This is a genomic window from Salinimicrobium maris, assembly GCF_049680855.1.
In the GTDB taxonomy this organism is placed as follows: Bacteria; Bacteroidota; Bacteroidia; order Flavobacteriales; family Flavobacteriaceae; genus Salinimicrobium.
On sequence record NZ_JBMPGS010000007.1, the window covers coordinates 25,773 to 49,861 of the forward strand.

The window sequence follows — 24,089 nt, forward strand, 5'->3', positions numbered from 1 at the left end:
ACCTTAATCATAAGAGCGGGGATAAAAAAAGCTGTTCAGGAAAACAGCTTTTGTATTACAAATATAAGGAAACATTGGTGTAAAGAATAGAAAGAACGGACTTCAAAAATGACATTTTTAGAGCCCGTTCCACTTTTGGATTTAAAGAACCTCAAGCTCTTTCATGCATTCCTTCATTTTGTGATAGGTGCGCTCAATGTCATTATCAAGGCCAATGGAGAAGCGAATCAAGCCATCACTAAGATTCATTTCCCGTTGTTCTTCCTCAGGAATTTCAGAAGAGGTAGAGCTTCCTGGAGCACTAAATAAGGTTTTGTAAAACCCGAGACTTACCGCAAGATAACCAAGATTTTCCCCCTGCATTTTTTCCATTAGCGCATTTGCTTTGTCGAGGGAACCTGCATCTATGGTCAACATTCCGCCGTAACCGTACTCTTCATTCATCATAGTTTTATAAAGCTCGTGACTTGGGTGAGATTTTAGTCCTGGGTAGACGGTTTTCAAACCATCTGCTTCAAATTTTTCGGCTAAATACAGCGCGTTCTTACTGTGCTGCTTGATACGAATGTGAAGTGTACGCAGATTTTTAAGTACAGATGCTGCCCTGAGACTGTCCATAGTTGGTCCCAACAACATACTTGCACCGTCGTTCACACTTCGCAGGGAATTAATAAACTCCTGACTTCCGCAAGTGACGCCTCCCACGGTATCACTGCTTCCATTTATGAATTTGGTAAGACTGTGAATGACAATGTCTGCACCCATTTTTGCGGGAGAGATCGCCAGCGGGGAAAAGGTATTGTCCACCACCAATTGCAAATTGTATTTTTTGGCAATTTTTGAAAGTCCTTCAATATCTGCCACTTCCAGTAATGGATTGCTTACGGCTTCGCAATAAAGCACCTTGGAATTAGGAGTAATAGCTGCTTCTACCTTTTCAAGATTGGTAATGTCTACAAACGATGTCTTTATATTAAATCTCGGAGCGAAATTTTTCAGGAAAGCATAGGTCCCGCCATAAACCGTCCTGCTGGAAACGATGTGATCCCCGGCCTGGCACAATTGGAGGAGAACGGGAGTAATGGCGCCCATTCCGCTGGCTGCAACATTAGCTGCTTCGGTGCCTTCCATTGCTGCCAGTGCTTCGCCAAGATAAAGGTTGGAAGGTGAAGAATGGCGTGAATACAGGTAACAACCTTCGGCGTTGCCTTCAAAGGTATCGAACATGGTTTTTGCTGAAAGAAAGGTGTAAGTAGAAGAATCGGAAATACTTGGATTTACTCCTCCAAATTCCCCAAAATATTGAAGATCCTGAATTTGATCTGCTGGATTATATTTCATGATACGGTAGTTTATTGATTTGATCAAAATAACAGGAAACAGGATGAAATTTCAACGCAATGGAGTTAATTCAGTTTATTAAACTATGTAAAGCTTTTCAAGCTGAAATATTTTCTATTAATTTTGTGAAATTAATTTATTTCAGAAAATTTTACAGATGAACCTGGATAAGAAAGATCATAAATTGCTGGAATTGCTGCAAAAAGACAGTAAAAGAACAAATAAAGATATAGCCAACAGGCTCAACTTATCGGTAACGGCTGTTTATGAACGCATCAGGAAACTGGAAAGGGCAGGAGTTATCTCAAAATACGTTGCTCTTGTTGCTCCTGAAAAAGTTGAAAAATCATTTTTAGCCTTCTGCCAGATTAAGCTTGTGCAGCATACAAAAACCAATGTGGTAGATTTTGAATCTGAAGTCACAAAACTTTCTGAAGTGCTCGAATGTTTTCATGTAAGCGGAGAATATGATTATATTCTTAAGGTGATGGTGCGGGATATGCAGGAATACCGGGAATTTATGCTTAATAAGTTAACCGCCCTGAAGCATATCGGAAGTACACAAAGTACCTTTGTAATTAGTCCGGTGAAGAGCACTACGGCTTTATCTTTGTAAAAAAATTAGTAGTTTTTAAAAGGAATTTGCAAAAGATAATTTGGTAATGAGCCTTTTTACATATTGTATGAAAAACCACACGACCATGAAAAACAAACCTATAAAATTGATTGTCTTTTTATTTTTAGTATTTCTGCTGTTTCCCCAAATGAGCTTTGGGCAGGAAACTACTTCGGTAATGATAAGAACCAAAAGCAAAGATGCAAAGTTCATTGGAAGTTCTATTGGGGGCGCCAAGGTTATCGTAAGAGATGCCGTTACGGGAGAAATCCTCGACCAGNCTTTGGGCAGGAAACTACTTCGGTAATGATAAGAACCAAAAGCAAAGATGCAAAGTTCATTGGAAGTTCTATTGGGGGCGCCAAGGTTATCGTAAGAGATGCCGTTACGGGAGAAATCCTCGACCAGGGCACTACCACAGGAAGTACGGGGAATACAAATAAAATTATGAAGGAACCGCTAACACGGAATAAACAATTAACCGATGACAATACTGCCGGATTCCTGGCGGAGCTGGAGATTGAAGAACCTGCTTTTGTGACAGTTGAGGTGATCGCACCTATAAATAAGAAACAAGCAAGCGTAACATCGAGCACTCAGCTATGGGTGATCCCGGGAAAGGATATAACTGGTGACGGGATCGTATTAGAAGTGCCAGGATTTGTAGTGGATATTCTTTCTCCGCAAACGCATGAAAGAATAGCTTCGGAAAATGAAGTAAGCATTTCAGCAAACATAGTAATGATGTGTGGCTGCCCCATTACCGAAGGCGGGATTTGGGATTCCAACCAGTACGAGGTAAAGGCGCTGGTTTCTAAAGACGGTGAAAATCTTCAGGAGGTGGAGCTGGAAATTCAGGAGAAGCCAAGTACATTTTCAGCAAAAGTCAATCTCTCTAAAGGAAATTATGAGATTACCGTATATGCGTTTGATTCGGTGACCGGGAACACGGGAGTTGATAAGACAAACATAATTATTAAATGATCTTTAATGTAAAGTAGAGAAAGTGCAACTTTCGTTGTCAGAAATGCCATTTTTGGTAATTGGTCTTTGTACAGAATAGTCGTACTTTTGTTATGCAAAGAAAAAATTACAACAAAAACACATAAATTATGAGTAAATATGATGTTGCAGTTATAGGATCGGGCCCCGGCGGATACGTGGCTGCCATTCGCTGCGCACAACTGGGAATGAAAACTGCAATCATTGAGAAATATTCAACTTTGGGCGGTACCTGCTTAAATGTGGGCTGTATTCCCAGCAAGGCTTTACTGGATTCTTCTCATCATTATGACGATGCCGTAAAACATTTTGAAGAGCACGGGATCGAGATTCCGGGAGATGTAAAGATCAATCTCGAGAAAATGATGGAACGTAAATCGGCCGTGGTGAGTCAGACGATTGACGGAATTAAGTTCCTGATGAATAAAAATAAAATTGATGTTTTTGAAGGTGTAGGGTCTTTTAAAGATGCTACTCATATCACCATAGATAAATCTGAAGGAGACTCTGAAACCATTGAGGCTAAAAACACCATTATAGCAACAGGTTCTAAACCTGCTTCTTTGCCATTTATTGAAATAGACAAAGAACGCATCATTACTTCTACCGAAGCTTTAAAGCTGAAAGAAATTCCGAAGCACATGATCGTTATTGGAGGTGGTGTTATTGGTCTGGAGTTAGGACAGGTGTACAAACGCCTTGGTGCAGATGTTTCTGTAGTAGAATATCTGGATCGCATTATACCTACGATGGACAGCGCCCTTTCCAAAGGACTTACCAAAGTCCTTAAAAAGCAGGGTGTGAAATTCTACACTTCTCACAAAGTGGGTGGCGTGGAGCGTAAAGGAGATGAGGTTGTTATTACTGCGGAAGATAAAAAAGGTAAATCGGTAGAGTTTAAAGGAGATTATTGTCTCGTTTCCGTAGGAAGAAAACCTTATACCGATGGATTGAATGCTGATGCTGCTGGAGTAAAGATCGATGACCGCGGCAGGGTAGAAGTGAACGAACACCTGCAAACCAGCGTCAAAAACATATATGCCATTGGCGATGTCGTGAAAGGAGCGATGCTCGCACATAAAGCTGAAGAAGAGGGAACTTTTGTAGCTGAAACCATTGCCGGGCAAAAGCCGCATATTGATTACAATTTGATCCCAGGAGTGGTTTATACCTGGCCTGAAGTTGCAGCAGTTGGAAAAACTGAAGAGCAACTTAAGGAAGAAGGGGTTAAATATAAGGAAGGAAAATTCCCAATGCGAGCTTTAGGACGCTCAAGAGCAAGTGGAGACACCGACGGATTTGTAAAAATACTTGCCGATGAAAAGACCGATGAGGTTCTGGGAGTTCATATGGTAGGAGCCAGGGTAGCCGATCTTATTGCTGAAGCTGTTACCGCAATGGAATTCCGCGCCTCTGCGGAAGATATTTCGAGAATGAGCCATGCGCATCCAACCTATGCCGAAGCTGTAAAAGAAGCCGCCCTTGCCGCGACCGATAACAGGCCGTTGCATATGTAGCAATTTTCGTAGTGAAAAAATAGAAAAAGCCTCAAATATCATGTTTTTGAGGCTTTTTTGGTAAAGGAATAGCTGGAACTATCCTAAAAGTAGAAATTTATAGAAGTTGTTGATCAATATTATGCTGCTAAAGTTTTTCGTTTCGGCATCTTAACTTTCACTACATTTATCCCATTCAACTGTAATAAACAGAACAATGGCAAAAGAAAAATCACCTTCAAAAAATTCAGCCAAGAAAGAACCTGTACTGAGTTTAAAAGAAAAGCGTGCTGCTAAGGCAGCAAAAAAGAAGAATAGAAGCTAGTTTTCTATGCTAATAGTATAAGAAGCATTAAACTCTTTAGAAGGCATCAACTCAATGATGCCTTCTTTGATTTTTAGATCCTGGTTTGTGCCTTCCACATCCGCGATTCCAAGCCATGGCTCAATGCACACATAGGGAGCGGCGGGTTTTGCCCAAATTCCTAAATTTTTGAAATCCTTATATTCAACAGTGAGTATGGCTCCAGATTTTTTACTCTTCAAACTTACCTTTTTGGATAGTATATCTTTAAAGATCAATGCATCATTATCAAAAAGCTTTTTATGTAGATTGATTTTATCATCACTCTGTGTGACTACTGATGTTTCTTTGCTTACTAGTTTTTCGCTGTTAAGAAGATGTGTTTTTAAATCCTGCTTCCGGTCAAACTGAAGGTAATAATCCTCGTATTCCTCTCCTTTATAAAGTGGAGCATTAAAAGCTGGGTGTCCACCAAGAGAAAAATAAAGCGGTTTATTATCCTGGTTTTTAATTTGATGAGATACCGTCAGCGTTTTTCCCAATAATGAAAAATTTATTTCAAAAAGGAACTTGAAGGGATAGATTTTAAGGCTTTCTTCAGAAAATTTTAATTCAAAAGTGATGGTATCTTGTGCTTCTTGCGCCACCTCAAGGTTCCCGTTGTGCCTTACAAATCCATGTTTTGGCATTTCATACTTTGTTCCATCATAAAAGTAGACCCCATCCTTTAGAAGGCCAATTACCGGGAATAAATTGGGCGCATGGCTTGCCCATATATCAGGATCGGCCTGCCAAATATATTCCTTTCCTGTTTTGTTATTTTTAATACTGCACAATTCGGCTCCTGTAGTTTTTATGCCTACCGTGAGCAGTTTATTTTTAATTTGATGTACGCTTTCCATGAAGATCTATTTAGACAGGTTGGTTTGATTACTGACTAAAAATACGAAGAATGTTTCATAGGTTTAGCAATGGGATATTACTAGAGAGAAATGTTAGATTTGAGATTAAGATCGAATTCCGCTTTTTTGGAAAAATTTTCAGCCATTTTGGTATTGTGAATTCTTTTGCAGCACAAATATGAATTCGCTTTGAGTTGTTGTTTTGAAGGAAATTAGAATCATTAACCTCTCAATTATTTTATTAAAGTAACATTCATCGAGCTTTCCCATAGGTTGGTCGAGAATGAATTTTTGAAAAATTGGCATATCTTTAACTTTCTGATTTACTTTAAGTTAACATTTAATCAGCTATTTTCGCTTCAAAATTTATAGCTGTTTTTAAAGTGTTTAAGTATGAATAATTTTCTTTTTGTCGCTTCAGAAAATGATGCCATAAAAAATTGCAAAGTGGGTGGAGTAGGTGATGTGATTCGTGACGTACCAAGGCAAATCTCTGAAAGGGGAGATACCGTGCATGTGGTTGTTCCTTCTTATTCCAGGCTTCATCACCATGGAACTTTTAAGTCAAATCTTAGCTTTCAGCTGCGTGGTGTGACTTACATTGCTTCATTATATGAAATGCCGGCAAAAGAAGAGTATGAAAATATTAAGCATTATGTAATCCATCATCCCGAAATAGAGGCCGGGAACATTGGTGGCGTATATCATAACGATCCCTTTGAGCCCTTTTTTACAGATGTAGTAAAGTATACAATTTTTTGCACAGCAGTGGCTGAAGCTATTAAACAGGAACAGTTTGGAAAGCTTGATGTCATTCATTTGCATGACTGGCATTCCAGCCTGCTTCTTTTTCTTAAAAAGTATGATCCGGCCTATGCAAAACTCAAAAAAAGCCGTTTTGTGTATTGTATCCATAACCTCGCTCTACAGGGAATTCGTCCATTTGAGAACAGTTATTCTTCATTGAGGAATTGGTTCCCAACACTGGATTTCGATTACGATGAATTAAAAGACCCTCGTTACCCAGATTGTTTTAATCTCATGGCTATGGGTATTCGCTTTGCAGATGCTGTTCACACCGTTTCTCCTTCTTACAAGCAGGACGTGTTGTTGCCAAGTGAAGCTCCTGAATTTATTGGAGGGGAAGGACTGGAAGTAGATCTTCGGAAAGCCGATAAAGATGGCCGTTTCCATGGAATTTTGAACGGCTCAAATTATCATGATATTGCCGAAGTGAAGAAAAATAAACTTTTCCCGAATATAGCGACTACTATTTTTAGGCAACTTCAAAAGGAAAATGACAGGCACAAAGCAGAATTTCTTGCTCATACGGGTGAAAAAGTAGTGCCTTTTCTGAAGAAAAAACCAAAGTTTATTTGCGCAAGTGTCGCACGTTTGACAGAGCAAAAGTTCTACTTTTTCAAGCGTTCACCTGAAGCTCTTTTACAAATTTTGGATAAACTCGAGGAAGTAGGAGGAATCTACGTGCTGCTGGGAACCGGCGCACCAGATTATGAAGAACTTTTAAGAACCATCAGCTATAAAAAGGAGAACTTCATTTTCATGAATACTCAATGTGAAGAGGTGGTAAATTCACTTTACCGCGATTCTGATCTTTACTTTATGCCAAGCCTTTTTGAACCCTGCGGAATAAGTCAAATGTTGGCGATGCGAAATGGACAGCCATGCCTGGTGCATCATACCGGCGGACTTAAAGATACCGTACAGCATGTTCATACCGGTTTTGCTTTTGACGGGAAAACCTATGATGAAAAGGTGTACAATATGGTAGAGAGCTTCAAAGAAGCACTATACCTTTTTCATCATGAGAAAAACACCTGGAAACAAATCCAGCTGAATGCTAGGAAAATGCGGTTTACCTGGAAAAAATCGGTGGATGAATACTACAAATTATTGTACGGCTTCAGCAGTCCGGAATACAAAATTGCATAATTACAAAGAGATTTTGAATGAGGTTATAAATTAGAGTTTCAAAAATGAGGTTTTAAGACTCTTTTCTGATGGACTGAAATTTAAAGTTGCTCAACTACATATTTTTCAATCTTTTCCGGTTTCGTGATGGGAGAAAATCTTTTTATGGGCCTTCCATTGCTGTCCAGGAGAAATTTTGTGAAGTTCCATTTAATTCTGCCGCCAAGAATCCCTTTTAGTTCCTTTTTCAGGTATTTGAAAATAGGATGTGCATGGGTTCCGTTCACATCTACCTTAGAAAACATTGGAAAAGTAACTCCATAATCTAAAACACAACCCTCTTCTATAGAGTTTTCATCGCGAGGCTCCTGGTTTCCGAATTGATTACAGGGAAATCCTAAGATGACAAAATCTTTTTCTTTATATTTTTTATAAATAGCTTCAAGACCCTCTAGTTGGGGCGTAAAACCACATTTTGAAGCCGTGTTGACAACAAGAACTGTTTTATTCCTGAATTCTGCCATATTCACTTCCTGCCCCTGAAGATTTATTGCTGACAACTGGTAAAACTCCTCCTTCATAATTTCTCTTAATTAATAGATTTATATTTTTACTGAACAAGGGGGTAAAATTAGGGGTTATTGTGGGGATTATTATATTATTAGTTATAAAAGGTATTTGAAAATTACAGGTAGATTTCTCTTTTGATGTAAATTTTCTTAATTTCTAAAAAAAGTAGTTATGAAGACAGCCAACAAAAAAATTGAAACCTATTTTACTCAGAATGGGAATGGATTGGGTAATACCGGACTTTCCAAAGATGACCTGAAAAACTCGTTTTTGGAAAAACTTTTTTATGGCCTGGGAAGGATTCCTGCCCTGGCGACAAAAAATGATCTTTACACAGCACTTGCACTTACGGTGCGTGACAGGGTGCTTCGGCAGTTTGTTAGATCTACCCAACAATTTAATGAAGAAGATGCCCGTGCCGTAGCTTATTTTTCAGCAGAATTTCTTCCGGGGCCGCACCTGAGTAATAATCTCCTTAATCTTGAAATCACTAAGGAGACAAGTGAAGCACTGGCAGAACTTCAGCTGGACCTTGATGATCTTTTAGCAGAAGAAGTGGAACCAGGCCTGGGAAATGGCGGACTTGGACGGCTTGCTTCCTGCTATATGAATTCAATGGCCACTTTAGGAATTCCTTCAATTGGTTATGGAATTAGGTATGAATTCGGAATATTTAAGCAGGAGATCAAAGACGGGTGGCAGTCTGAATGTACAGATAAATGGCTGCATTTTGGAAATCCCTGGGAAATCGTGCGACCTGAAATTGCTTACGAAGTTAAATTCGGCGGAAGGACCGAAGCCTACACCGATGAAAAGAAGAAGTACAGAGTGAACTGGCATGCCGATTCTGTAGTGAAAGGAACGGCATATGATACTCCTATTTTAGGATATCAAAGTAACGGCATCATCATGCGGCTTTGGAAAGCGGAGGCTGTGGAATCCTTTGATTTTTCTGCTTACAACCTGGGGGATTATTACCGGGCAGTAGAGAAGAAGATGCGTTCTGAAAATATTACCAAGGTTCTTTATCCTAATGATGAAAACTTATCGGGTAAAGAGTTGAGGTTGAAACAGCAATATTTTTTCGTATCGTGTTCGCTTCAGGATATTATTCATTTACATTTATTTCAGGGAAGAAAACTGAGCACCCTACATGAAAAATTCACCATACAACTTAATGATACGCACCCTTCCATATCAGTAGCCGAACTCATGCGTCTGCTGGTAGATGATCACCAGATGGAATGGACAGAGGCCTGGAAGGTGACCACTCGCACCTTTGCTTACACGAATCATACTTTGCTGCCTGAAGCCCTGGAGCGCTGGCCGGTGAGCATTCTTGGAAACATTCTGCCGCGTCACCTCGAGATCATATATGAAATTAACCGAAGGTTCCTTCAGGAATTACAGAACAAACACTTTAGCAGTGAAAAAATTTCCCGCATGTCACTTGTGGAAGAAGGCGGCGGAGAGGCTAAAATTAGAATGGCAAATCTTGCAACCGTAGGAAGTTACAAAGTGAATGGAGTTTCGGCTTTACATTCCGGACTGCTGAAGAAAAATGTGCTGAATGATTTTGCTGAACTCTGGCCAGAAAAATTTGTGAATGTTACCAACGGGATTGCACATCGCAGATTTTTGGCAGTAGCCAATCCTTTGCTTGCAGAATTAATTTCAGAAAAAACAGGAAAAGAATGGCTGAATGACCTAAGCAAGATAAAAGCAATTGAAAACTTTGCGGGAGACAGCGGATTCCAAAAGGAATGGATGAGGATTAAGTTTAAAAACAAAGAAGTCCTGAGCAAACATATTAAAGAACAATCAGGAATTGATGTGAACCCGGCAATGCTTTTTGACATCCAGGTAAAAAGGATACATGAATACAAACGCCAGCACCTAAAAGTAATGCATATCCTGCAGCTGTATCTCCGGATAAAAAAAGGTAAGGGAAATGATATCCAGCCAACCGCATTTATATTTGCCGGTAAAGCAGCACCCGGATATTTTATGGCCAAGTTGATCATTAAACTGATCAATGCGGTAGGAGAGCTAGTCAATAATGATCCTGAAGTAAATAAAAAATTAAAAGTTGCTTTCATCCCTAATTTTAATGTCAAACAAGCTCAGACTATTTACCCTGCAGCCGATCTTTCAGAACAGATCTCCTTGGCAGGGAAAGAAGCTTCAGGAACGGGGAATATGAAATTTGCCCTGAATGGTGCTCTTACGGTGGGAACACTGGATGGTGCAAATGTGGAAATAAGGGAAGAAGTAGGTGAAGCGAATTTTTTCCTTTTTGGACAAACCGCCGAAGAAGTGGAACAGACCCGGATTAAAGGTTACCATCCCTACACTTTATATGAAGAAAATGAAGAACTCGGTGAAATAATAGATTTTCTGCTTAGTGATGAACTAACGAAAGGGGAATCCGGACTTTTCAGGCCTATTTATGACAACCTTCTGCAACAGGATCCTTATCATTTATTAAAAGACTTTGAATCTTATTCCCTGGTGCAGCAAGAGATTCATAAAACCTGGAAGGACAAGGAGAAATGGGCGAAAATGTCTATTTTGAATGTTGCAAACATGGGTAAATTTTCTTCAGATCGCTCTATAGAAGATTATTGTAAAACCATTTGGCAAGTAGAACCGGTAAAGATCGAGAGTTTGAAGGATTCTCAATAAAGAACAAAGAATGTGGAACAAAGAAATCGATATGGTTAATCATGATCACATCCTTTCTATTTGGAAATATTTTTGTGTTATTCAGTAAATAATTTACCTATGGAATATGTCTTGGCATATCCGCTGATCAATACTCTTTCCCCGGCATCTTCGCAGTAGATTGTACCGCCACGTTGAGAAAGTTGCTTCGCGGTAAATATCTTTTTACCCAATTTTTCTTTCCAGTAAGGAACAAGGGAACAGTGCGCAGAGCCCGTCACAGGATCTTCAAAAACCGATGCCTTTGGCGTAAAGAACCGCGATACAAAATCACAATCTTTCCCTGGCGCAGTAATGATCACTCCACCTGTGCCCAATGCCAATTGATCAAAATGGGAGCGGTTAATATCAATTTGTCTTACTTCTTCTTCATTTGAAAAGACGAGTACATAATCTCGCGCTTTAAGAACTTCTTTAGGTTGAATATTTAAGGAATCTCTTAAAAGATTAGGAAGTTCTGTTAAGCCTGGATTTAGGGAGGGCAAATCTAGCGTGTACAGGTTGTCTTTTGCCGTCACTTGCAGTTCTCCACTAAGGGTATCAAAAATGATGTTTTGGCGGCTATATTTTCTTATTTCTTTAAGTGCATGAGCTGTGGCCAGAGTTGCGTGTCCGCAGAGGTCCATTTCGGTTTCGGGAGTGAACCAGCGCAAATGGATTTTGTAACCCATATCAACAAAGAAAGCGGTTTCAGCTACCGCATTTTCTGCGGCTATTTTTAGTAATAAATCATCGGGAAGCCATTCCGAGAGCGGTACAACGCAGGCGGGATTCCCTCCAAAGATTTCATTGGTAAAAGCGTCTATTTGATAGCGATGTAACTGCATTGATGTGTTGATCTAGTTTTATAAAAAGAATAGAAATTCATAACTGGAAACATCATTTCCTAGCGTTTTCTTCCTGTCCTTTTTTTGTTTCTCTTTTGCGGCCTATTTTAGAGTGTTTTTTATCCTCGGCTGCCTTTCTTTTGGAAACCTGTTTTCTTAGACTAATGATGGTGTAAATGATAACGATGAGCAGAATTATACCCATAATTACTGCAAAACCAATTCCCCGGTTAAATTCAATTTCTGTCATGGATATAAATTTATAAATATTATTGCGATATATGATTTATGTACTGATGATAAGTTTCAGGTCAGATAGAAATATTAAGAGAGAATTTTAAAAAATATAGGAAAAATTTAATATTCTGAAATATTGAGGGTGCTGATTTTCAATTACTTTTAAAATTCACCTTTAAAATATTTGGAGATGGTGCAGTATGGAATATGGGCCTTTGATGAAAAGTTAGGACTTATTGGAAGACCCGAAAATTTACCTGAGCTTTATTTGAGTGTAGATAAAATTTGGGATACAGAAGAGACTAAAGTGGGTAGGGTATGGAAATGGCCAATTCACTTCGCCCCCAATCCGTGGTTTACCCCACGTGTGGCTGATGATTTTAATAAAGCTTTTTATTATGCGCATCAATTTTTTAATGGCTTTCGTCCAACAGATTCCCCCGAAGATTTGGAAATTGACATGAGAACCATGGAAGTACAAACAGAGATCCTTAGTGATTACTTTCCAGGGCCCGATGGAGAAATGGAAGTACGTGTATGTTAATATGCAAAATCTTCCTATTTCTTGCTTTCAGTTCTAAAAAGTTCTGTTATTCTCTTTTAGGATCTTTTTTAAATTGGAAAAACCTTCCTGTCGAATTTGATTTTATTTTCCAACTTTCATAATAATAGAGAGATAATGTTTACTTCATATACAATTATGATTTGAAGAATATATTTGGAAGAGATTTCAATAAGGTAGTTCATTTAACAAGTGATTTATAACGTTCCTCAAATAATTTGGCTTTAATCTTGCCAATAATTTGGGAGAACTAACCTTTTAAGAAATCTTAACCTAATCTTCCTATTATGATTGTCAAAGAAAAATCAAATGATTTAAAGTGGTGGGAGAGACTCTTCTCTATTGACTGGAACTGGTTATTCGCTCATTGTACCTATATTTTCACCTTTATTTTTGCTGTAGGCGTCTTAACATTTGTTATCTGGATGCTTTCATAATCTTTCATTTCTTCCCAAAAGGTGAATAACCAGATGGCAACAGATTGTGGCAATTTTCCTCATTTAAGAAAATATTGTGGATATTTTTCCCACAGATAAAAGCATGAGTATATCAGGTATTTTTCGGATTTTAAGGAATGATTTGTAGGAAATAGTGGCGTTTATTAAGCTGTTTTATGAGATAGGTTTTTTCTCCATTTTGCTATCTTGCCGAAACAACTGGCTAAATGAAAATTACCTTTAAAACTCTGATACTGGCAGCGGGACCAGTTTTATTTTTTCTGTTACAGTTATCAAATGCTCCGGCAGGAATGACAGAAACGGCATGGGCCGTAGTTGCAGTAACCTTATGGATGGCCCTGTGGTGGGTTACCGAGGTGGTTCCAATTGCCGTTACAGCTTTGCTCCCCATTATTCTGTTTCCATTAACGGGTGCTTTAGATATTGCCAGCACCACCTCGGCTTACGGAGATAAATACGTGTTTCTTTACCTCGGAGGATTTTTACTGGCCATTGCTATTGAAAAATGGGATCTTCACAGGCGGATTGCTTTGTCTATTATAAAATTGATTGGAACCGATGTAAAGTATATCATTTTAGGATTTATGGTAGCAACGGCTTTCCTGTCCATGTGGATTTCTAATACCGCTACTTCAGTGATGATGCTTCCTATAGGTACGGCAATCATTAGTCAGCTTCAAGATGATCCCGAAACTCCTGAGAATGAGAATAAACACTTCGGAAAAGCTCTTATGCTGGCTATTGCCTACAGCGCGTCCATAGGAGGGATTGGAACTCTTATTGGTACACCTCCAAACCTCGTGCTGGCCGGAATAGTTCAAAAGCTTTATGGAATAGAAATAAGCTTTTTTCAGTGGGCAAAACTGGGAATCCCCATTTCTATAATACTGTTGGCAATTTGCTGGAAATATCTTACCCGTTTCGCTTTTGATCTTTCACAAATCAAGCTGCCAGGGGGCAAGGCAAAGATTAATACTCTTCTGAAAAACCTGGGGAAGATGAGTCGGCAGGAAAAAGTGGTGCTTACAGTCTTCGTTTTAACAGCTTTTGGATGGATCACCCGTTCCTTTTTACTCCAGCCCTTAATCCCTTTTATTGACGATACGATCATTGCTATGACTGCAGGGGTTGTGCTATTTGCGCTTCCTTCCGGCAAAAGTGGAGAGCGCATTCTCAATTGGGATGATGCCGTAAAAGTGCCATGGGGCATAATCATTCTGTTTGGAGGTGGAATGGCCCTGGCGAAGGCCTTTGGAGAAACAGGTCTGGCAACCTGGCTGGGAGAGCAGTTGACTGCCCTGGAGAACCTGCCGCTATATCTCCTGGTACTTGTGATTATAGCCGCAGTGAACTTTTTAACTGAAGTGACTTCTAATTTGGCTACCACTGCGATGCTACTGCCAATCCTGGCTCCAATGGCCCTGGCAATGGGAATTCATCCTTATTTTCTTCTGGTAGCTGCCACTCTTGCAGCGTCTTGTGCTTTTATGTTGCCTGTTGCAACACCGCCCAATGCTGTGGTATTGGGATCTGGGCATCTTAATATACCCGACATGGCCAAAGCAGGAATCTGGATGAATACTTTCTCCATTATCTTGATAAGCCTTATCATTTACTACTTTTTACCCTGGCTATGGAATTTTAGTGTTCATGAAATACCTTCGGTATTCAATTGATTAATTTAAAACCAAATATAGTATCATCAAAAAAGCCTCTTTTTATCATCATTTTTCTTCAGAAGTTTAGCAGTTATTTTTAGGGCATTCATCAATTCGAACAAAAAAGCCTTTAAAAAATCCCATTTTTAAAGGCTTTTAAAGACTTCTGTATATTTGTTTTGTTCTATTCTAATAATTGCGGCACTTCTTTGATATACATTCGTTGATATGCCGGGTGGTGCATATTGCTTTCACCCACTTTCATGATATTGTCTTCCACTTGTTTCTGGATTACAGGAGTTTTTCCGAGGATATTGTTAAGTGCGGCCTGCAATAAAGGTTCTGAAGGATCTCCTAAAATTCCTAAGTTCGTTACACTTTCAGAATATTTGATATCCGGTTGTAATCCATCTTCATAATCTGATTTTCCGGCGGCATTTGCCGATTTAAAAACGAGTGGCTGAATGGCGTAAGTATGGTTTTCATTGGCACCTTCCCGTCCAAAATTAGGGCTGTCATATAACGTAACCGAAGCCTGGAACTTTCCAGTTGTCTTTTCTCCAACCTGAACTACATCAATATAAGGGGCCAGCCCGTTTATAACCAATTCGCTGGCAGAGGCACTGCTGTTGGTGGTAAGAATATACACTTTTGAAAGATTAAGACTGTTAATCATATCGCCGGTTCTTATTTTGGTGTTAAAGCGATTCACCAGACTTTCGGGCATGTTCGCTTCATAGTGCTCCTGGTATTTCTTATTCCATTGTTCCTTCATAAAAACTTCTCCTTCAAATTGACCGGTTATCATGCTGGCGAGGTCTATGGCAGATTCTACAGAACCACCTCCGTTATAGCGTAAATCCAGAACCAAATCTGTAATCCCTTCATTTTTGAACCTGGCAAAGGCCTGGTTGAGCTCATCATCAAAATCGGCAATAAAACTATTGTACATCAGGTATCCTATTTTTCTACCTTGCATGTCAAGAGTCTTTACAACGTGTACAGGATTCGTGGTATAGCTATCCTGGTGGAGCGTAACTGTTTCATCAGTAAGTACAATAGTTGAATTCTCTATTTTTGCAATGTTGATCGTAAAAGAAGATCCTTTCATGAGATCCTGAAAGTTATTTAAGGTCATTTTTTGTCCGTTTATTTCGGTGAAGATAGTTCCTCGCGTCAAACCTGCTTCTGCGGCAGAAGTTCCGGGAATAACATACTGTAGAAATCCGAAAATATTATTTGATCCGCTGATGCGCCCCAGTCCAAACTGCATTCCGGCAGTGCTGCTGGTGATGCCTCTAAAACTTTCTTCAAGCTCCCTGTAATCTGCAGTCATAAAGCTGAAGCGGTCCTTTGCAGATTTTAATCCGGCGAAAAGCTTTTCAGGAGTATCAAAGCTTTCTAAAAAATTATATTTTTCGGAATTATTGGAGAAATAAGTGTCACCTAAAGGGGGCACATCTGCCTTGTATAAATAGATGTCATTCATTCCGTTCCAGATAAAATTTTTAACTTCCAGTTCTTCAGTGGCAATTGGTTCTTCCACTTCTGTACCTGTAGGAGTAAGATTCTGTTCAGGGATTTCATCATCTTTGGAACAGGAGATAACTATAAACACAAATAAAAATGAAAGTAAACTAGCATTTTTGATCTTCATATGGAATTGAGATTTATTGACCTAAAGCACATTTTTAAAGTAAAAAACAGGAATTCGGGTTTATTTAATTTAAATAGAAGGCTTAAGGTCTGGTTATTAGGTAGATATTTATTTTGGAGCAGCAATTGTACCAAAAATGCGTAAAAGAGTATAAATTCTCTTTTTAACATGCTTATATACAAAACTATAAATTCGGTGATAATGTAGTTGCTCATTTTGGTTGTTTCAATCCTAAATCCTTTATGGATTATTTCCATGGTAATGGATAATTTCCAATTCTTAAAAATTATCACTAATTTTACCCTTTTTGGAAGCTTAATATGAAAGACCAGTTATTTGCAGTTATTGACGTAGAAACTACCGGTGGAGGAATTAACGGCAATCGCCTTACCGAAATATGTATCGTACTTTTGCGAGGTACTACTATCATCGACAAGTTCACCAGCCTTATAAATCCTGAAAAAGAAATTCCGCTGCCAATCACTGCATTAACAGGTATTGATAACCACATGGTTGCCGATGCGCCTAAATTCTATGAGGTTGCGAAAAAAGTGGAAGAGCTCACGAGAGATGCGATTTTTGTGGCGCATAATGTGAATTTCGATTATAATGTACTGCGGAATGAGTTTAAGGAACTGGGTTTCGACTATGCGCGTAGAAAATTGTGTACGGTGCGTCTATCCCGAAAACTTATTCCCGGGTTGTTTTCTTATAGTCTGGGCAGATTATGCGATTCGATTAATATTCCCATTTCCAATCGGCACCGGGCAGAAGGGGATACCGATGCTACCGTAATTCTTTTTCAACGCCTGTTATCTCTGGATGAGGATTTTGAAGTGGTCAATTCTTTCCTGCACGCCCGTTCCAGGCAAGCTACCTTACCACCACATATTGACGCCGAACAAATTCTTAGCCTTCCGGAAACACCCGGGATCTACCTATTCAAAGATCAAAAGCATAAAGTTATTTATGCTGGTAAAGCGATAGATATAAAAAAACGGGTAGTTTCTCATTTTTATGATCGCATGAGCAAAGAATATCAATTAGGGCAGGAAACCTTTCATATAGATCATGAGACAACGGGGAATGAACTTATTGCTTTATTACTGGAAGCGGAATGCATCAGGAAATTTTATCCGAAGTTTAACAGAGCTCAAAAACGACCTGGACCTGTTTATCAAATCGTAAGCTATACCAATCAGCGGGGCGTTTTACAATTGGCCCTTGAGAAGACAAGTAAATTGAGAGATTCTATCAGCATTTTCTACAGCCGGGCCCTAGCTCAGGAGAAGCTGGAATATCTTTGCAGAGAGTTCAACCTCTGTCCCAAATATTGCAGTCTGCAGCAGAATGTTGATGAGTGTTCGCATTACAGTATTGCAAATTGTGAAGGCATTTGTACTGGAAAAGAAAAAATTGAATCTTATAATGAAAAAGTGCGCACTGCTATTTCTAGTATTTCAGAAGAATCTTCTACTTTCATTATCAGAGAAAAAGGAAGACATTTTGAAGAAGAAGCTTTCGTCATGATCAAACAGGGAACTTATCAAGGCTTCGGATTTATTGATTCAGATGTTCAGGTGAGCCGGCTGGAAGACTTTGAATCTTTTTTAAGAAGGCAGACGGCTACTTACCATACGCATAAGATTCTAAGCAATTACCTGCGGAAGCAAGGAGCTCCCAAAGTGACATTTTTCGAAGTTGAACCTGAAGAACAAATGGAGCGGCAGGTGGTGCGAGCTCATAAAAATGCTCGAATCTTGGCTTCTCATGGTACTCTGGCTTTGGAGTTTTAGATAATTCCACAGTACAATATCCTGATTTTGCAGGCTTCTATGAAAGAGAAAAAGTTACCAAATTGCTTCAGTAACTTTTTCTGTTTCCAATGTTTTCCAAAAAGGGGAAAATGTAACTGGATTATTTTCTTTCGGGTAAACCACGAGTTAACCAGCCTCTTCTGTTCGCTGTGGCCATCGCGTATGGAGTTATCCAGAACAACCCAAAGGTGTAGAATATACTATAGGAGTATGCCCATAAAGCTTCTGCAATATTGTATTTCTTAGCATAAAAAAAGGTGGGGAGACTGGAAAATATTAAAATGCTTAACAGCGTAGAACTTATAAATAAAACAGGATGTGAAAGTAACAAGATGATCATAATTAGGAACAGGGGATAGGCTGTTAACATTTGCATCCATTGGTTTAGTAGTAAAAGGCGGGTGCCAGATTTAGATCCGTTTCTAAAGGGTTTAAAAGCAAACTTAGACATCATGAGATTTTCACGCACGTTACTTCGTTCCCAGCGCGTAAACATTTTGTGAAGGCTGCTGAATTTCTCAGGAATGTTTGTGAGTACAAAGGCATTGCGCTGAAACAACACGTGGTAACCTTGTTTTAAGATCATATTTGTCATGGCACGGTCCTCCCCAATATCTGTAGGCTGCCCCATAAAGGTCTGGTTGATCCATTCTGGCAAACAATTCATTACCGCTTTACTGCGATAAGCAGCTAAGGCTCCCGGGGTACATAATACAGATCCCAAAACGCTTTGGGCAGAGCGTATGAACTCAAAACTGAAAACAAAACTTACATTCAGCATTCGGGGAATGATTGCTTTTTGATTATTTAGAACACGCACGTTTCCTGCAACTGCGCCACAATTTTCATTGGTTACGAAAGGAGAAACCAGGTTGCGCAAAGTGTCTTTTTCAACGATTGAATCACTATCTACGGTTACAAAAACTTCTCCTGTAGCGAGCTTAAATCCGCGGTGGAGGGCATGACGCTTCCCTTGATTTTCTGGTTGCTGATATATAGAAACCCGGCTGCCAAGTTGCTCTTTGGCCTTTTTCATCCAGTCCCAGGTATCATCCTTACTACCATCGTCAATGGCGATCAATTGTAATTTTTCTTCTGGGTATTTACTGTTGACCAAACTTAGTAAAGTAGAATAAACTTGTTTTCCTTCATTATAAGCCGGAACGATGACGGTACAGGATGGTAATTCATCATCTGAAACAGATTCAACCGGTTTATATCGAAAGAACAATCTAGCAATATATGTTAAAAATCCTAGCCTGAATATGAGTAGAAAGCTGGTTAAAATCAGCAGGATTGTACCTGTCCAGGTGTTCATTTTGCTTAGATTCATTTCCTGAAATTCGGCCTGTAGCAAGTAAACCGAAAAAGATCCGCCGAGGAGTAAAAGAAACGTGGCCGCTAAAGTAAAAAAGTGCCGCTTTGTAAAAGTTGCTTTTTTATAATTACGGTCTACTTGTTCTTTTTCATATTCAGCTAAGGTTGTATCACCTGATTTTAGCGTGTTACCAACTTTAAATGTTTTATCAGTAACGCAGGAGTGCAATTGAAATTCTTTTGTTGTCATATGTAGGTTGAGATTTATAATACTATTTCCCATATTCAAGATGAAGCCTTCAAGACTTATATCAATTTGGGACTATTTTCGGGAGTGGGAAAGCCAAATATTATACCGTAGTGATAGAGCACTTAAAATGGCATTTTTAGTACATTTTAATGGGGAAACAGTTGTGTGCAGCGAAAATTGTTGTGGAATTAATCCACAATAATAAGTATAAAAGAAGTTCTTTAGAGGTAAAGGTTAGAAGGATATAAGTTTCTTGCAGAAATAAGAGAAATGGAGATCAAAAAAAGGTTGTAGAAATTTTCTTTATAGCAATCCTCTGGAAATAGTTCTAGAAGCTATTTGAACAAATAATTCCACCACTTTAGCAGCCTTTTCAATTGCCCTGGCGACACCCGCAAGTTTTTGGGCTTTGTGCTCTATCTTTTCTGCCAGATCATTGAGTAAAACAGCATCCTTAGCAATTTCAGAAAGCATTTGGTCTGTTTTTAAGCGAATGATGGATCGTTCAATATTTCTAAGCAGAATAGCTGTTTTCTCCAGTTCCAGTCTTTCATCAGGAGAAAGATCTTTTATTGACCTGGCATTTTCTATAATTTCCATAGCGTCCACTAACACGTCCAGGGTTTTAATTTTTTCATCGTTCATTCTCTTATCCATTTAAAGATTCAATTTCCATTATGGTCTTTCTGATGGCCAGAACCTGTTGTTGAAAATCCTGAAGCTCTTTTATAGTCTCCCTAATTCTATGTTTTTGCTGAATTACCTGAAGTAGCTTTCTGTGTGTCTCCCGAAGCTCTTTGGTTGCTTCTATTGTCTGCTCCTGTAGTAACTTCGTGTTCTTTAATTTGTCCTTTAAGTTGAGATAATCTTTTTGAGAGTTAAATGTATTAGATTCGGTTTGTTGTAGATAGGTGAGGTAATCCCTGCGAATCATCCTTTCCTCGTGCACAATAAGTTCTTCAATTGTGGCAGATTGTAAATAATCAAGAAGGTTAGTAGTCATGACTGCGACAAGGCTGTCTGCCTCGACAACAAATCGTTTAATATTTTTAGCCTGTTTGCTTTTAATGTACTGCCTGCTTCCTGAAAAAATTAATTGGTTGAGTATATTTCCTATTCCTGTGGGAAGTTGTGTAGTATGGTCTAAAGAATTGTAGAGGGTTACGAGAGAATCGAGACCTGTTCCAAAACCGGCTGCATACTTTTCTGTGCTTTCAATGGGGTCTTTAGAAGATAGAAGGACAAGAGATTGCGCATATCTATCAATTATTCTGAAGGTAACATCAATTTTTTGAGAGACCGCATAATTATATTCTTTTTGGCTGAAGATATTGTCTAATTCGGTAATATGTAACTGCGGATCTTCTAAAGTACTGGCGTAGTAAAGCCCCCGTGTCAACCTGATGTCTGCAAGTTCTGTCATAATTTTAGCCGGGTAAGCTGAAAATTCTTCCGTGGTTTTTCCAAATTCATTAACCGCTGCTATCTGCGAAGTTGTTAGGGTGGAACATGCTCCAGGCAGGAACAGGAGAAAAATAATGTATAGAAAGTTTTTCATTTCTTAATAATAAGCAATCCGGTTATATGAGCAACATGCACTTTAGTTGTAAATGACTGAATTCTAAATTAATACATTTGTCGCTATTTCATGAAGAGGACAGGTTGAAATTTTTCAGTTCCAAGATATTTCATCAAGGATTGTTAGAGGAGGACACGAGAAAAACTTGAAAAATTGTCTTCGCAATTGCACAATTATATATAATAAAATTAATACTTTAAATAACCTTCTGCTTTACAAATAGTTATACGTGTGTTACTAATTCATACCAGTCGTGAAAGGAGAAATAAATTCACTTACAGATGAACAAGCGCAACACGCATTATTAAGAATTTATGAGCTGTTAGTTTTAGAGAATACTTTTTCCAACAGTTGGGTACGAAATGCAAAAATTACAAGGTCAAATATTTTATGAATCCTCTGTTTTTGTTTAACACTTCCTTTGCAGTAATTTTTGATAGATTAATTTAATTTTCTTGTTGAATTTAATCAAAATAAGTGATGAAAGAAAAGGGAGAAAAGCCTTCAAAAAAGATAGAAGATTTAAAGAAAAATACTTCTGATCCTAAGGGTAAGAAAATGACCACCAATCAGGGGTTAAAGGTAAACGACACAAATAATTCCTTAAAGGCAGGAGAACGTGGAGCGACTTTATTAGAAGATTTTATTTTAAGGGAAAAAATAACACATTTTGACCACGAACGTATTCCAGAACGTATCGTACATGCCCGCGGAAGTGGAGCCCATGGTATATTCGAGTTATATGAGAGCCAGGAGAAATATACAAAAGCCGGGATCTTTACCGATACTTCAAGAAAAACACCTGTATTCGTGAGGTTTTCTACAGTTGCAGGTTCTAAGGGTTCGGCAGATCTTGCCCGTGATGTAAGAGGTTTTTCTACTAAATTTTATACAGAAGAAGGCATTTTTGACCTTGTAGGTAACAATATGCCCATCTTTTTTATTCAGGATGCAATGAAATTTCCAGACCTTATTCATTCTGTAAAGCCGGAACCGGACAGGGAAATACCACAGGCGGCTTCAGCTCATGATACTTTTTACGATTTTGTTTCGCATACTCCGGAAACGATGCATAATCAAATATGGTTGATGAGTGACCGCGCTATTCCAAGAAGTTTTAGAATGATGGAAGGTTTTGGTATCCATACCTTTAGACTTGTAAATGCTGAAGGAAAATCGCATTTTGTAAAATTCCATTGGAAACCTTTGTTAGGAGTAAAATCTGTAACCTGGGACGAAGCAGTTAAAATTCATGGCGCCGATACAGATTTCCACAGGAGAGACCTTTGGGATGCTATAGAAGCAGGGCAGTATCCTGAGTGGGAATTAGGTTTTCAAATAGTTCCTGAAGAAGATGAACATAAATTTGATTTTGACCTTTTGGATCCTACGAAGTTGATTCCGGAAGAAATGGTACCGGTGAAACGTGTAGGTAAGATGACGCTCAACCGAAACCCAGATAATTTCTTCGCAGAAACCGAACAGGTGGCTTTCCATCCCGGACATTTAGTACCTGGAATTGACTTTACGAATGATCCATTGTTACAAGGGCGTTTATTTTCTTATACCGATACACAATTATCCAGACTTGGAAGCCCTAATTTTAACGAGATTCCAATTAATCGTCCAATAAATGAAATACACAACAATCAGCGCGATGCACATATGCGAATGACTGTGAATAAAGGTAAAACTGCCTATTTTCCTAATTCCATTGGAGGAGGATGTCCACACCTTGCAAAGATAGCCGAAGGTGGATTTAGCCATTATGAAGAGCGAATAGATGCCAGGAAAATAAGGGAGCGGAGTGAAAGTTTTAATGACCACTTTTCTCAACCGGCAATGTTCTATCGCAGTTTGACCGATCATGAACAGGAGCATGTGGTACAGGCTTATTCCTTTGAATTGGGTAAATGTACCTATGATCATATAAAACAGCGAATGCTGTACATTCTTGCTCAAATTGATGAAACACTGGCAGCAAAGGTTTCTTCAAATCTTGGGATGGAAATTCCGGAAGAAATTGACCAGCCTATAAATCAAGCAATAGGAGCCGATGCAGATGTTCAAAAGCATCAACCAGGTCCTAAAAAGAATTACCTGGAAAAATCTAAAGCTTTAAGCCAGGAATTTCTCCCTTCAGAAGGTATAGCGACACGAAAAATTGCTGTACTTGCTGGAGATGGTTTTAGTGAAAGTGATTACAACAAAATGGAAAAACCATTGGAAGAAGCTGGCGCAATGGTACAGATCGTGGGTGTGCATGGTGGTACCATAAAATGTGATAAAGGAGATTCTCATAAAGTGGCACATGCATTAATGACGACAGAAAGTGTGGTTTTTGACGCTCTATACATTCCAGGAGGCAAGGAGAGTGTCGATGCACTTAAAAAACAGGCCAAGGCTAAAAAATTTATAAATGAAGCATTAAAACATTGCAAGGCGATCGCTCTAGATTCTGAAGCCGAAGAACTTTTTGACTCAACTTATGGCAAAGATTTTAAAGATGATGAAGCGGTATGTATAAACGAGGATCCAAAGAAGTTTATAAATGCCATTAGTAAGCACCGTAACTGGAAAAGAGAAAAAGCCGCTATGGAAATTCCAGCTTAATTAAAAAGTTAAGAGACATCATTAGAAATCAGCAAGGGTTCAATTCTACCAAATTGGACCCTTCTTTTTTTAGAGAGAGGTTATATAAATTTGGCAGAAAATGAATAATAACGCTAATTAACCTATGGTCAATAGTTATAGTTGAATTATGAAAAAAATGAGGAAGATTGTTTCCGATTTGTAGAAAGCCTTGTATTGGACTACGCTTTTAAAAATGAATTTTGAGC

18 protein-coding genes are annotated in these 24,089 nt (G+C 38.8%); 9 read left to right on the forward strand and 9 right to left on the reverse strand.

Translation table 11 applies throughout. The features are described from left to right. Window positions 1-141: 141 nt before the first annotated feature. Window positions 142-1,341, reverse strand: a complete 1,200-nt coding sequence (locus ACOV1Q_RS15415; RefSeq protein WP_424495293.1) for an aminotransferase class I/II-fold pyridoxal phosphate-dependent enzyme — start codon at window positions 1,339-1,341, stop codon at window positions 142-144. Between the two features lie 157 nt (window positions 1,342-1,498). Here ACOV1Q_RS15415 and ACOV1Q_RS15420 point away from each other — a divergent pair, with 157 nt between their 5' ends. The 3 genes from ACOV1Q_RS15420 to lpdA all read left to right on the forward strand — a co-directional run bounded on the left by ACOV1Q_RS15420 (window position 1,499) and on the right by lpdA (window position 4,476). Continuing rightward, a complete protein-coding gene (locus ACOV1Q_RS15420; RefSeq protein WP_424495294.1) occupies window positions 1,499-1,957 on the forward strand; it encodes an Lrp/AsnC family transcriptional regulator in 459 nt (152 codons plus the stop codon). A 306-nt stretch (window positions 1,958-2,263) separates the two neighbouring features. Beyond that, window positions 2,264-2,941: a hypothetical protein gene (locus tag ACOV1Q_RS15425; protein WP_424495295.1), complete on the forward strand. Its 678-nt coding sequence runs from the start codon at window positions 2,264-2,266 to the stop codon at window positions 2,939-2,941. A 128-nt stretch (window positions 2,942-3,069) separates the two neighbouring features. Beyond that, the gene (gene lpdA / locus ACOV1Q_RS15430; protein WP_424495296.1) at window positions 3,070-4,476 is read left to right on the forward strand and encodes a dihydrolipoyl dehydrogenase; all 1,407 of its coding nucleotides are present in this window, start codon (window positions 3,070-3,072) and stop codon (window positions 4,474-4,476) included. A 300-nt stretch (window positions 4,477-4,776) separates the two neighbouring features. Here lpdA and ACOV1Q_RS15435 read toward each other — a convergent pair whose 3' ends face one another. Then, the gene (locus tag ACOV1Q_RS15435) at window positions 4,777-5,661 is read right to left on the reverse strand and encodes an aldose 1-epimerase family protein (RefSeq protein ID WP_424495297.1); all 885 of its coding nucleotides are present in this window, start codon (window positions 5,659-5,661) and stop codon (window positions 4,777-4,779) included. Between the two features lie 393 nt (window positions 5,662-6,054). Between ACOV1Q_RS15435 and ACOV1Q_RS15440 the strand changes: the two genes are divergently transcribed. After that, window positions 6,055-7,614 (forward strand): glycogen synthase, encoded by a 1,560-nt coding sequence (locus ACOV1Q_RS15440; protein ID WP_424495298.1) that lies wholly within the window; start codon window positions 6,055-6,057, stop codon window positions 7,612-7,614. 80 nt (window positions 7,615-7,694) lie between these two features. Here the strand turns inward: ACOV1Q_RS15440 and ACOV1Q_RS15445 are convergent, their stop codons facing one another. After that, complete coding sequence (locus ACOV1Q_RS15445; RefSeq protein ID WP_424495299.1) at window positions 7,695-8,174, reverse strand: glutathione peroxidase; 480 nt, start codon at window positions 8,172-8,174, stop codon at window positions 7,695-7,697. A gap of 160 nt (window positions 8,175-8,334) precedes the next feature. Here ACOV1Q_RS15445 and ACOV1Q_RS15450 point away from each other — a divergent pair, with 160 nt between their 5' ends. Continuing rightward, window positions 8,335-10,848 carry a glycogen/starch/alpha-glucan phosphorylase gene (locus ACOV1Q_RS15450; protein ID WP_424495300.1) on the forward strand — a complete coding sequence of 838 codons (2,514 nt, stop codon included), beginning with the start codon at window positions 8,335-8,337 and terminating at the stop codon, window positions 10,846-10,848. Between the two features lie 77 nt (window positions 10,849-10,925). Here ACOV1Q_RS15450 and ACOV1Q_RS15455 read toward each other — a convergent pair whose 3' ends face one another. Both ACOV1Q_RS15455 and ACOV1Q_RS15460 read right to left on the reverse strand, forming a co-directional pair. Continuing rightward, entirely contained in the window at window positions 10,926-11,714 is a 789-nt protein-coding gene (locus ACOV1Q_RS15455; protein WP_424495301.1) for a PhzF family phenazine biosynthesis protein, read from the reverse strand. Between the two features lie 52 nt (window positions 11,715-11,766). Then, complete coding sequence (locus tag ACOV1Q_RS15460) at window positions 11,767-11,964, reverse strand: hypothetical protein (protein WP_424495302.1); 198 nt, start codon at window positions 11,962-11,964, stop codon at window positions 11,767-11,769. 177 nt (window positions 11,965-12,141) lie between these two features. Here ACOV1Q_RS15460 and ACOV1Q_RS15465 point away from each other — a divergent pair, with 177 nt between their 5' ends. Beyond that, on the forward strand, window positions 12,142-12,495 hold the full coding sequence (locus tag ACOV1Q_RS15465; RefSeq protein ID WP_424495303.1) for a hypothetical protein: 354 nt from the start codon (window positions 12,142-12,144) through the stop codon (window positions 12,493-12,495). 682 nt (window positions 12,496-13,177) lie between these two features. Next, window positions 13,178-14,647 carry an SLC13 family permease gene (locus ACOV1Q_RS15470; RefSeq protein WP_424495304.1) on the forward strand — a complete coding sequence of 490 codons (1,470 nt, stop codon included), beginning with the start codon at window positions 13,178-13,180 and terminating at the stop codon, window positions 14,645-14,647. Between the two features lie 166 nt (window positions 14,648-14,813). On the opposite strand, the gene ACOV1Q_RS15475 is transcribed toward ACOV1Q_RS15470, so the two are convergent. Beyond that, window positions 14,814-16,286, reverse strand: coding sequence for a S41 family peptidase (locus ACOV1Q_RS15475; RefSeq protein ID WP_424495305.1), 1,473 nt, complete (start codon window positions 16,284-16,286; stop codon window positions 14,814-14,816). A gap of 320 nt (window positions 16,287-16,606) precedes the next feature. Here ACOV1Q_RS15475 and ACOV1Q_RS15480 point away from each other — a divergent pair, with 320 nt between their 5' ends. Beyond that, window positions 16,607-18,082 (forward strand): exonuclease domain-containing protein, encoded by a 1,476-nt coding sequence (locus ACOV1Q_RS15480; protein WP_424495306.1) that lies wholly within the window; start codon window positions 16,607-16,609, stop codon window positions 18,080-18,082. Window positions 18,083-18,203: 121 nt separating this feature from the next. Here ACOV1Q_RS15480 and ACOV1Q_RS15485 read toward each other — a convergent pair whose 3' ends face one another. The 3 genes from ACOV1Q_RS15485 to ACOV1Q_RS15495 all read right to left on the reverse strand — a co-directional run bounded on the left by ACOV1Q_RS15485 (window position 18,204) and on the right by ACOV1Q_RS15495 (window position 21,228). After that, complete coding sequence (locus ACOV1Q_RS15485; RefSeq protein ID WP_424495307.1) at window positions 18,204-19,670, reverse strand: glycosyltransferase family 2 protein; 1,467 nt, start codon at window positions 19,668-19,670, stop codon at window positions 18,204-18,206. A gap of 303 nt (window positions 19,671-19,973) precedes the next feature. Beyond that, window positions 19,974-20,315 carry a hypothetical protein gene (locus ACOV1Q_RS15490; protein WP_424495308.1) on the reverse strand — a complete coding sequence of 114 codons (342 nt, stop codon included), beginning with the start codon at window positions 20,313-20,315 and terminating at the stop codon, window positions 19,974-19,976. 4 nt (window positions 20,316-20,319) lie between these two features. Beyond that, window positions 20,320-21,228 carry a hypothetical protein gene (locus tag ACOV1Q_RS15495; RefSeq protein WP_424495309.1) on the reverse strand — a complete coding sequence of 303 codons (909 nt, stop codon included), beginning with the start codon at window positions 21,226-21,228 and terminating at the stop codon, window positions 20,320-20,322. Window positions 21,229-21,729: 501 nt separating this feature from the next. On the opposite strand from ACOV1Q_RS15495, the gene ACOV1Q_RS15500 reads away from it, so the two are divergent. Next, on the forward strand, window positions 21,730-23,862 hold the full coding sequence (locus tag ACOV1Q_RS15500; protein ID WP_424495310.1) for a catalase: 2,133 nt from the start codon (window positions 21,730-21,732) through the stop codon (window positions 23,860-23,862). Window positions 23,863-24,089 lie beyond the last annotated feature (227 nt).

Coding starts and splice junctions, on each gene's coding strand:
- ACOV1Q_RS15475 (WP_424495305.1), bottom strand. CDS start 16,286: ATGAAGATCAAAAATGCTAGTTTACTTTCATTTTTATTTGTGTTTATA.
- ACOV1Q_RS15450 (WP_424495300.1), top strand. CDS start 8,335: ATGAAGACAGCCAACAAAAAAATTGAAACCTATTTTACTCAGAATGGG.
- ACOV1Q_RS15435 (WP_424495297.1), bottom strand. CDS start 5,661: ATGGAAAGCGTACATCAAATTAAAAATAAACTGCTCACGGTAGGCATA.
- ACOV1Q_RS15420 (WP_424495294.1), top strand. CDS start 1,499: ATGAACCTGGATAAGAAAGATCATAAATTGCTGGAATTGCTGCAAAAA.
- ACOV1Q_RS15470 (WP_424495304.1), top strand. CDS start 13,178: ATGAAAATTACCTTTAAAACTCTGATACTGGCAGCGGGACCAGTTTTA.
- ACOV1Q_RS15495 (WP_424495309.1), bottom strand. CDS start 21,228: ATGAAAAACTTTCTATACATTATTTTTCTCCTGTTCCTGCCTGGAGCA.
- ACOV1Q_RS15465 (WP_424495303.1), top strand. CDS start 12,142: ATGGTGCAGTATGGAATATGGGCCTTTGATGAAAAGTTAGGACTTATT.
- ACOV1Q_RS15500 (WP_424495310.1), top strand. CDS start 21,730: ATGAAAGAAAAGGGAGAAAAGCCTTCAAAAAAGATAGAAGATTTAAAG.
- ACOV1Q_RS15490 (WP_424495308.1), bottom strand. CDS start 20,315: ATGAACGATGAAAAAATTAAAACCCTGGACGTGTTAGTGGACGCTATG.
- ACOV1Q_RS15445 (WP_424495299.1), bottom strand. CDS start 8,174: ATGAAGGAGGAGTTTTACCAGTTGTCAGCAATAAATCTTCAGGGGCAG.
- ACOV1Q_RS15425 (WP_424495295.1), top strand. CDS start 2,264: ATGATAAGAACCAAAAGCAAAGATGCAAAGTTCATTGGAAGTTCTATT.
- lpdA (WP_424495296.1), top strand. CDS start 3,070: ATGAGTAAATATGATGTTGCAGTTATAGGATCGGGCCCCGGCGGATAC.
- ACOV1Q_RS15485 (WP_424495307.1), bottom strand. CDS start 19,670: ATGACAACAAAAGAATTTCAATTGCACTCCTGCGTTACTGATAAAACA.
- ACOV1Q_RS15460 (WP_424495302.1), bottom strand. CDS start 11,964: ATGACAGAAATTGAATTTAACCGGGGAATTGGTTTTGCAGTAATTATG.
- ACOV1Q_RS15480 (WP_424495306.1), top strand. CDS start 16,607: ATGAAAGACCAGTTATTTGCAGTTATTGACGTAGAAACTACCGGTGGA.
- ACOV1Q_RS15455 (WP_424495301.1), bottom strand. CDS start 11,714: ATGCAGTTACATCGCTATCAAATAGACGCTTTTACCAATGAAATCTTT.
- ACOV1Q_RS15415 (WP_424495293.1), bottom strand. CDS start 1,341: ATGAAATATAATCCAGCAGATCAAATTCAGGATCTTCAATATTTTGGG.
- ACOV1Q_RS15440 (WP_424495298.1), top strand. CDS start 6,055: ATGAATAATTTTCTTTTTGTCGCTTCAGAAAATGATGCCATAAAAAAT.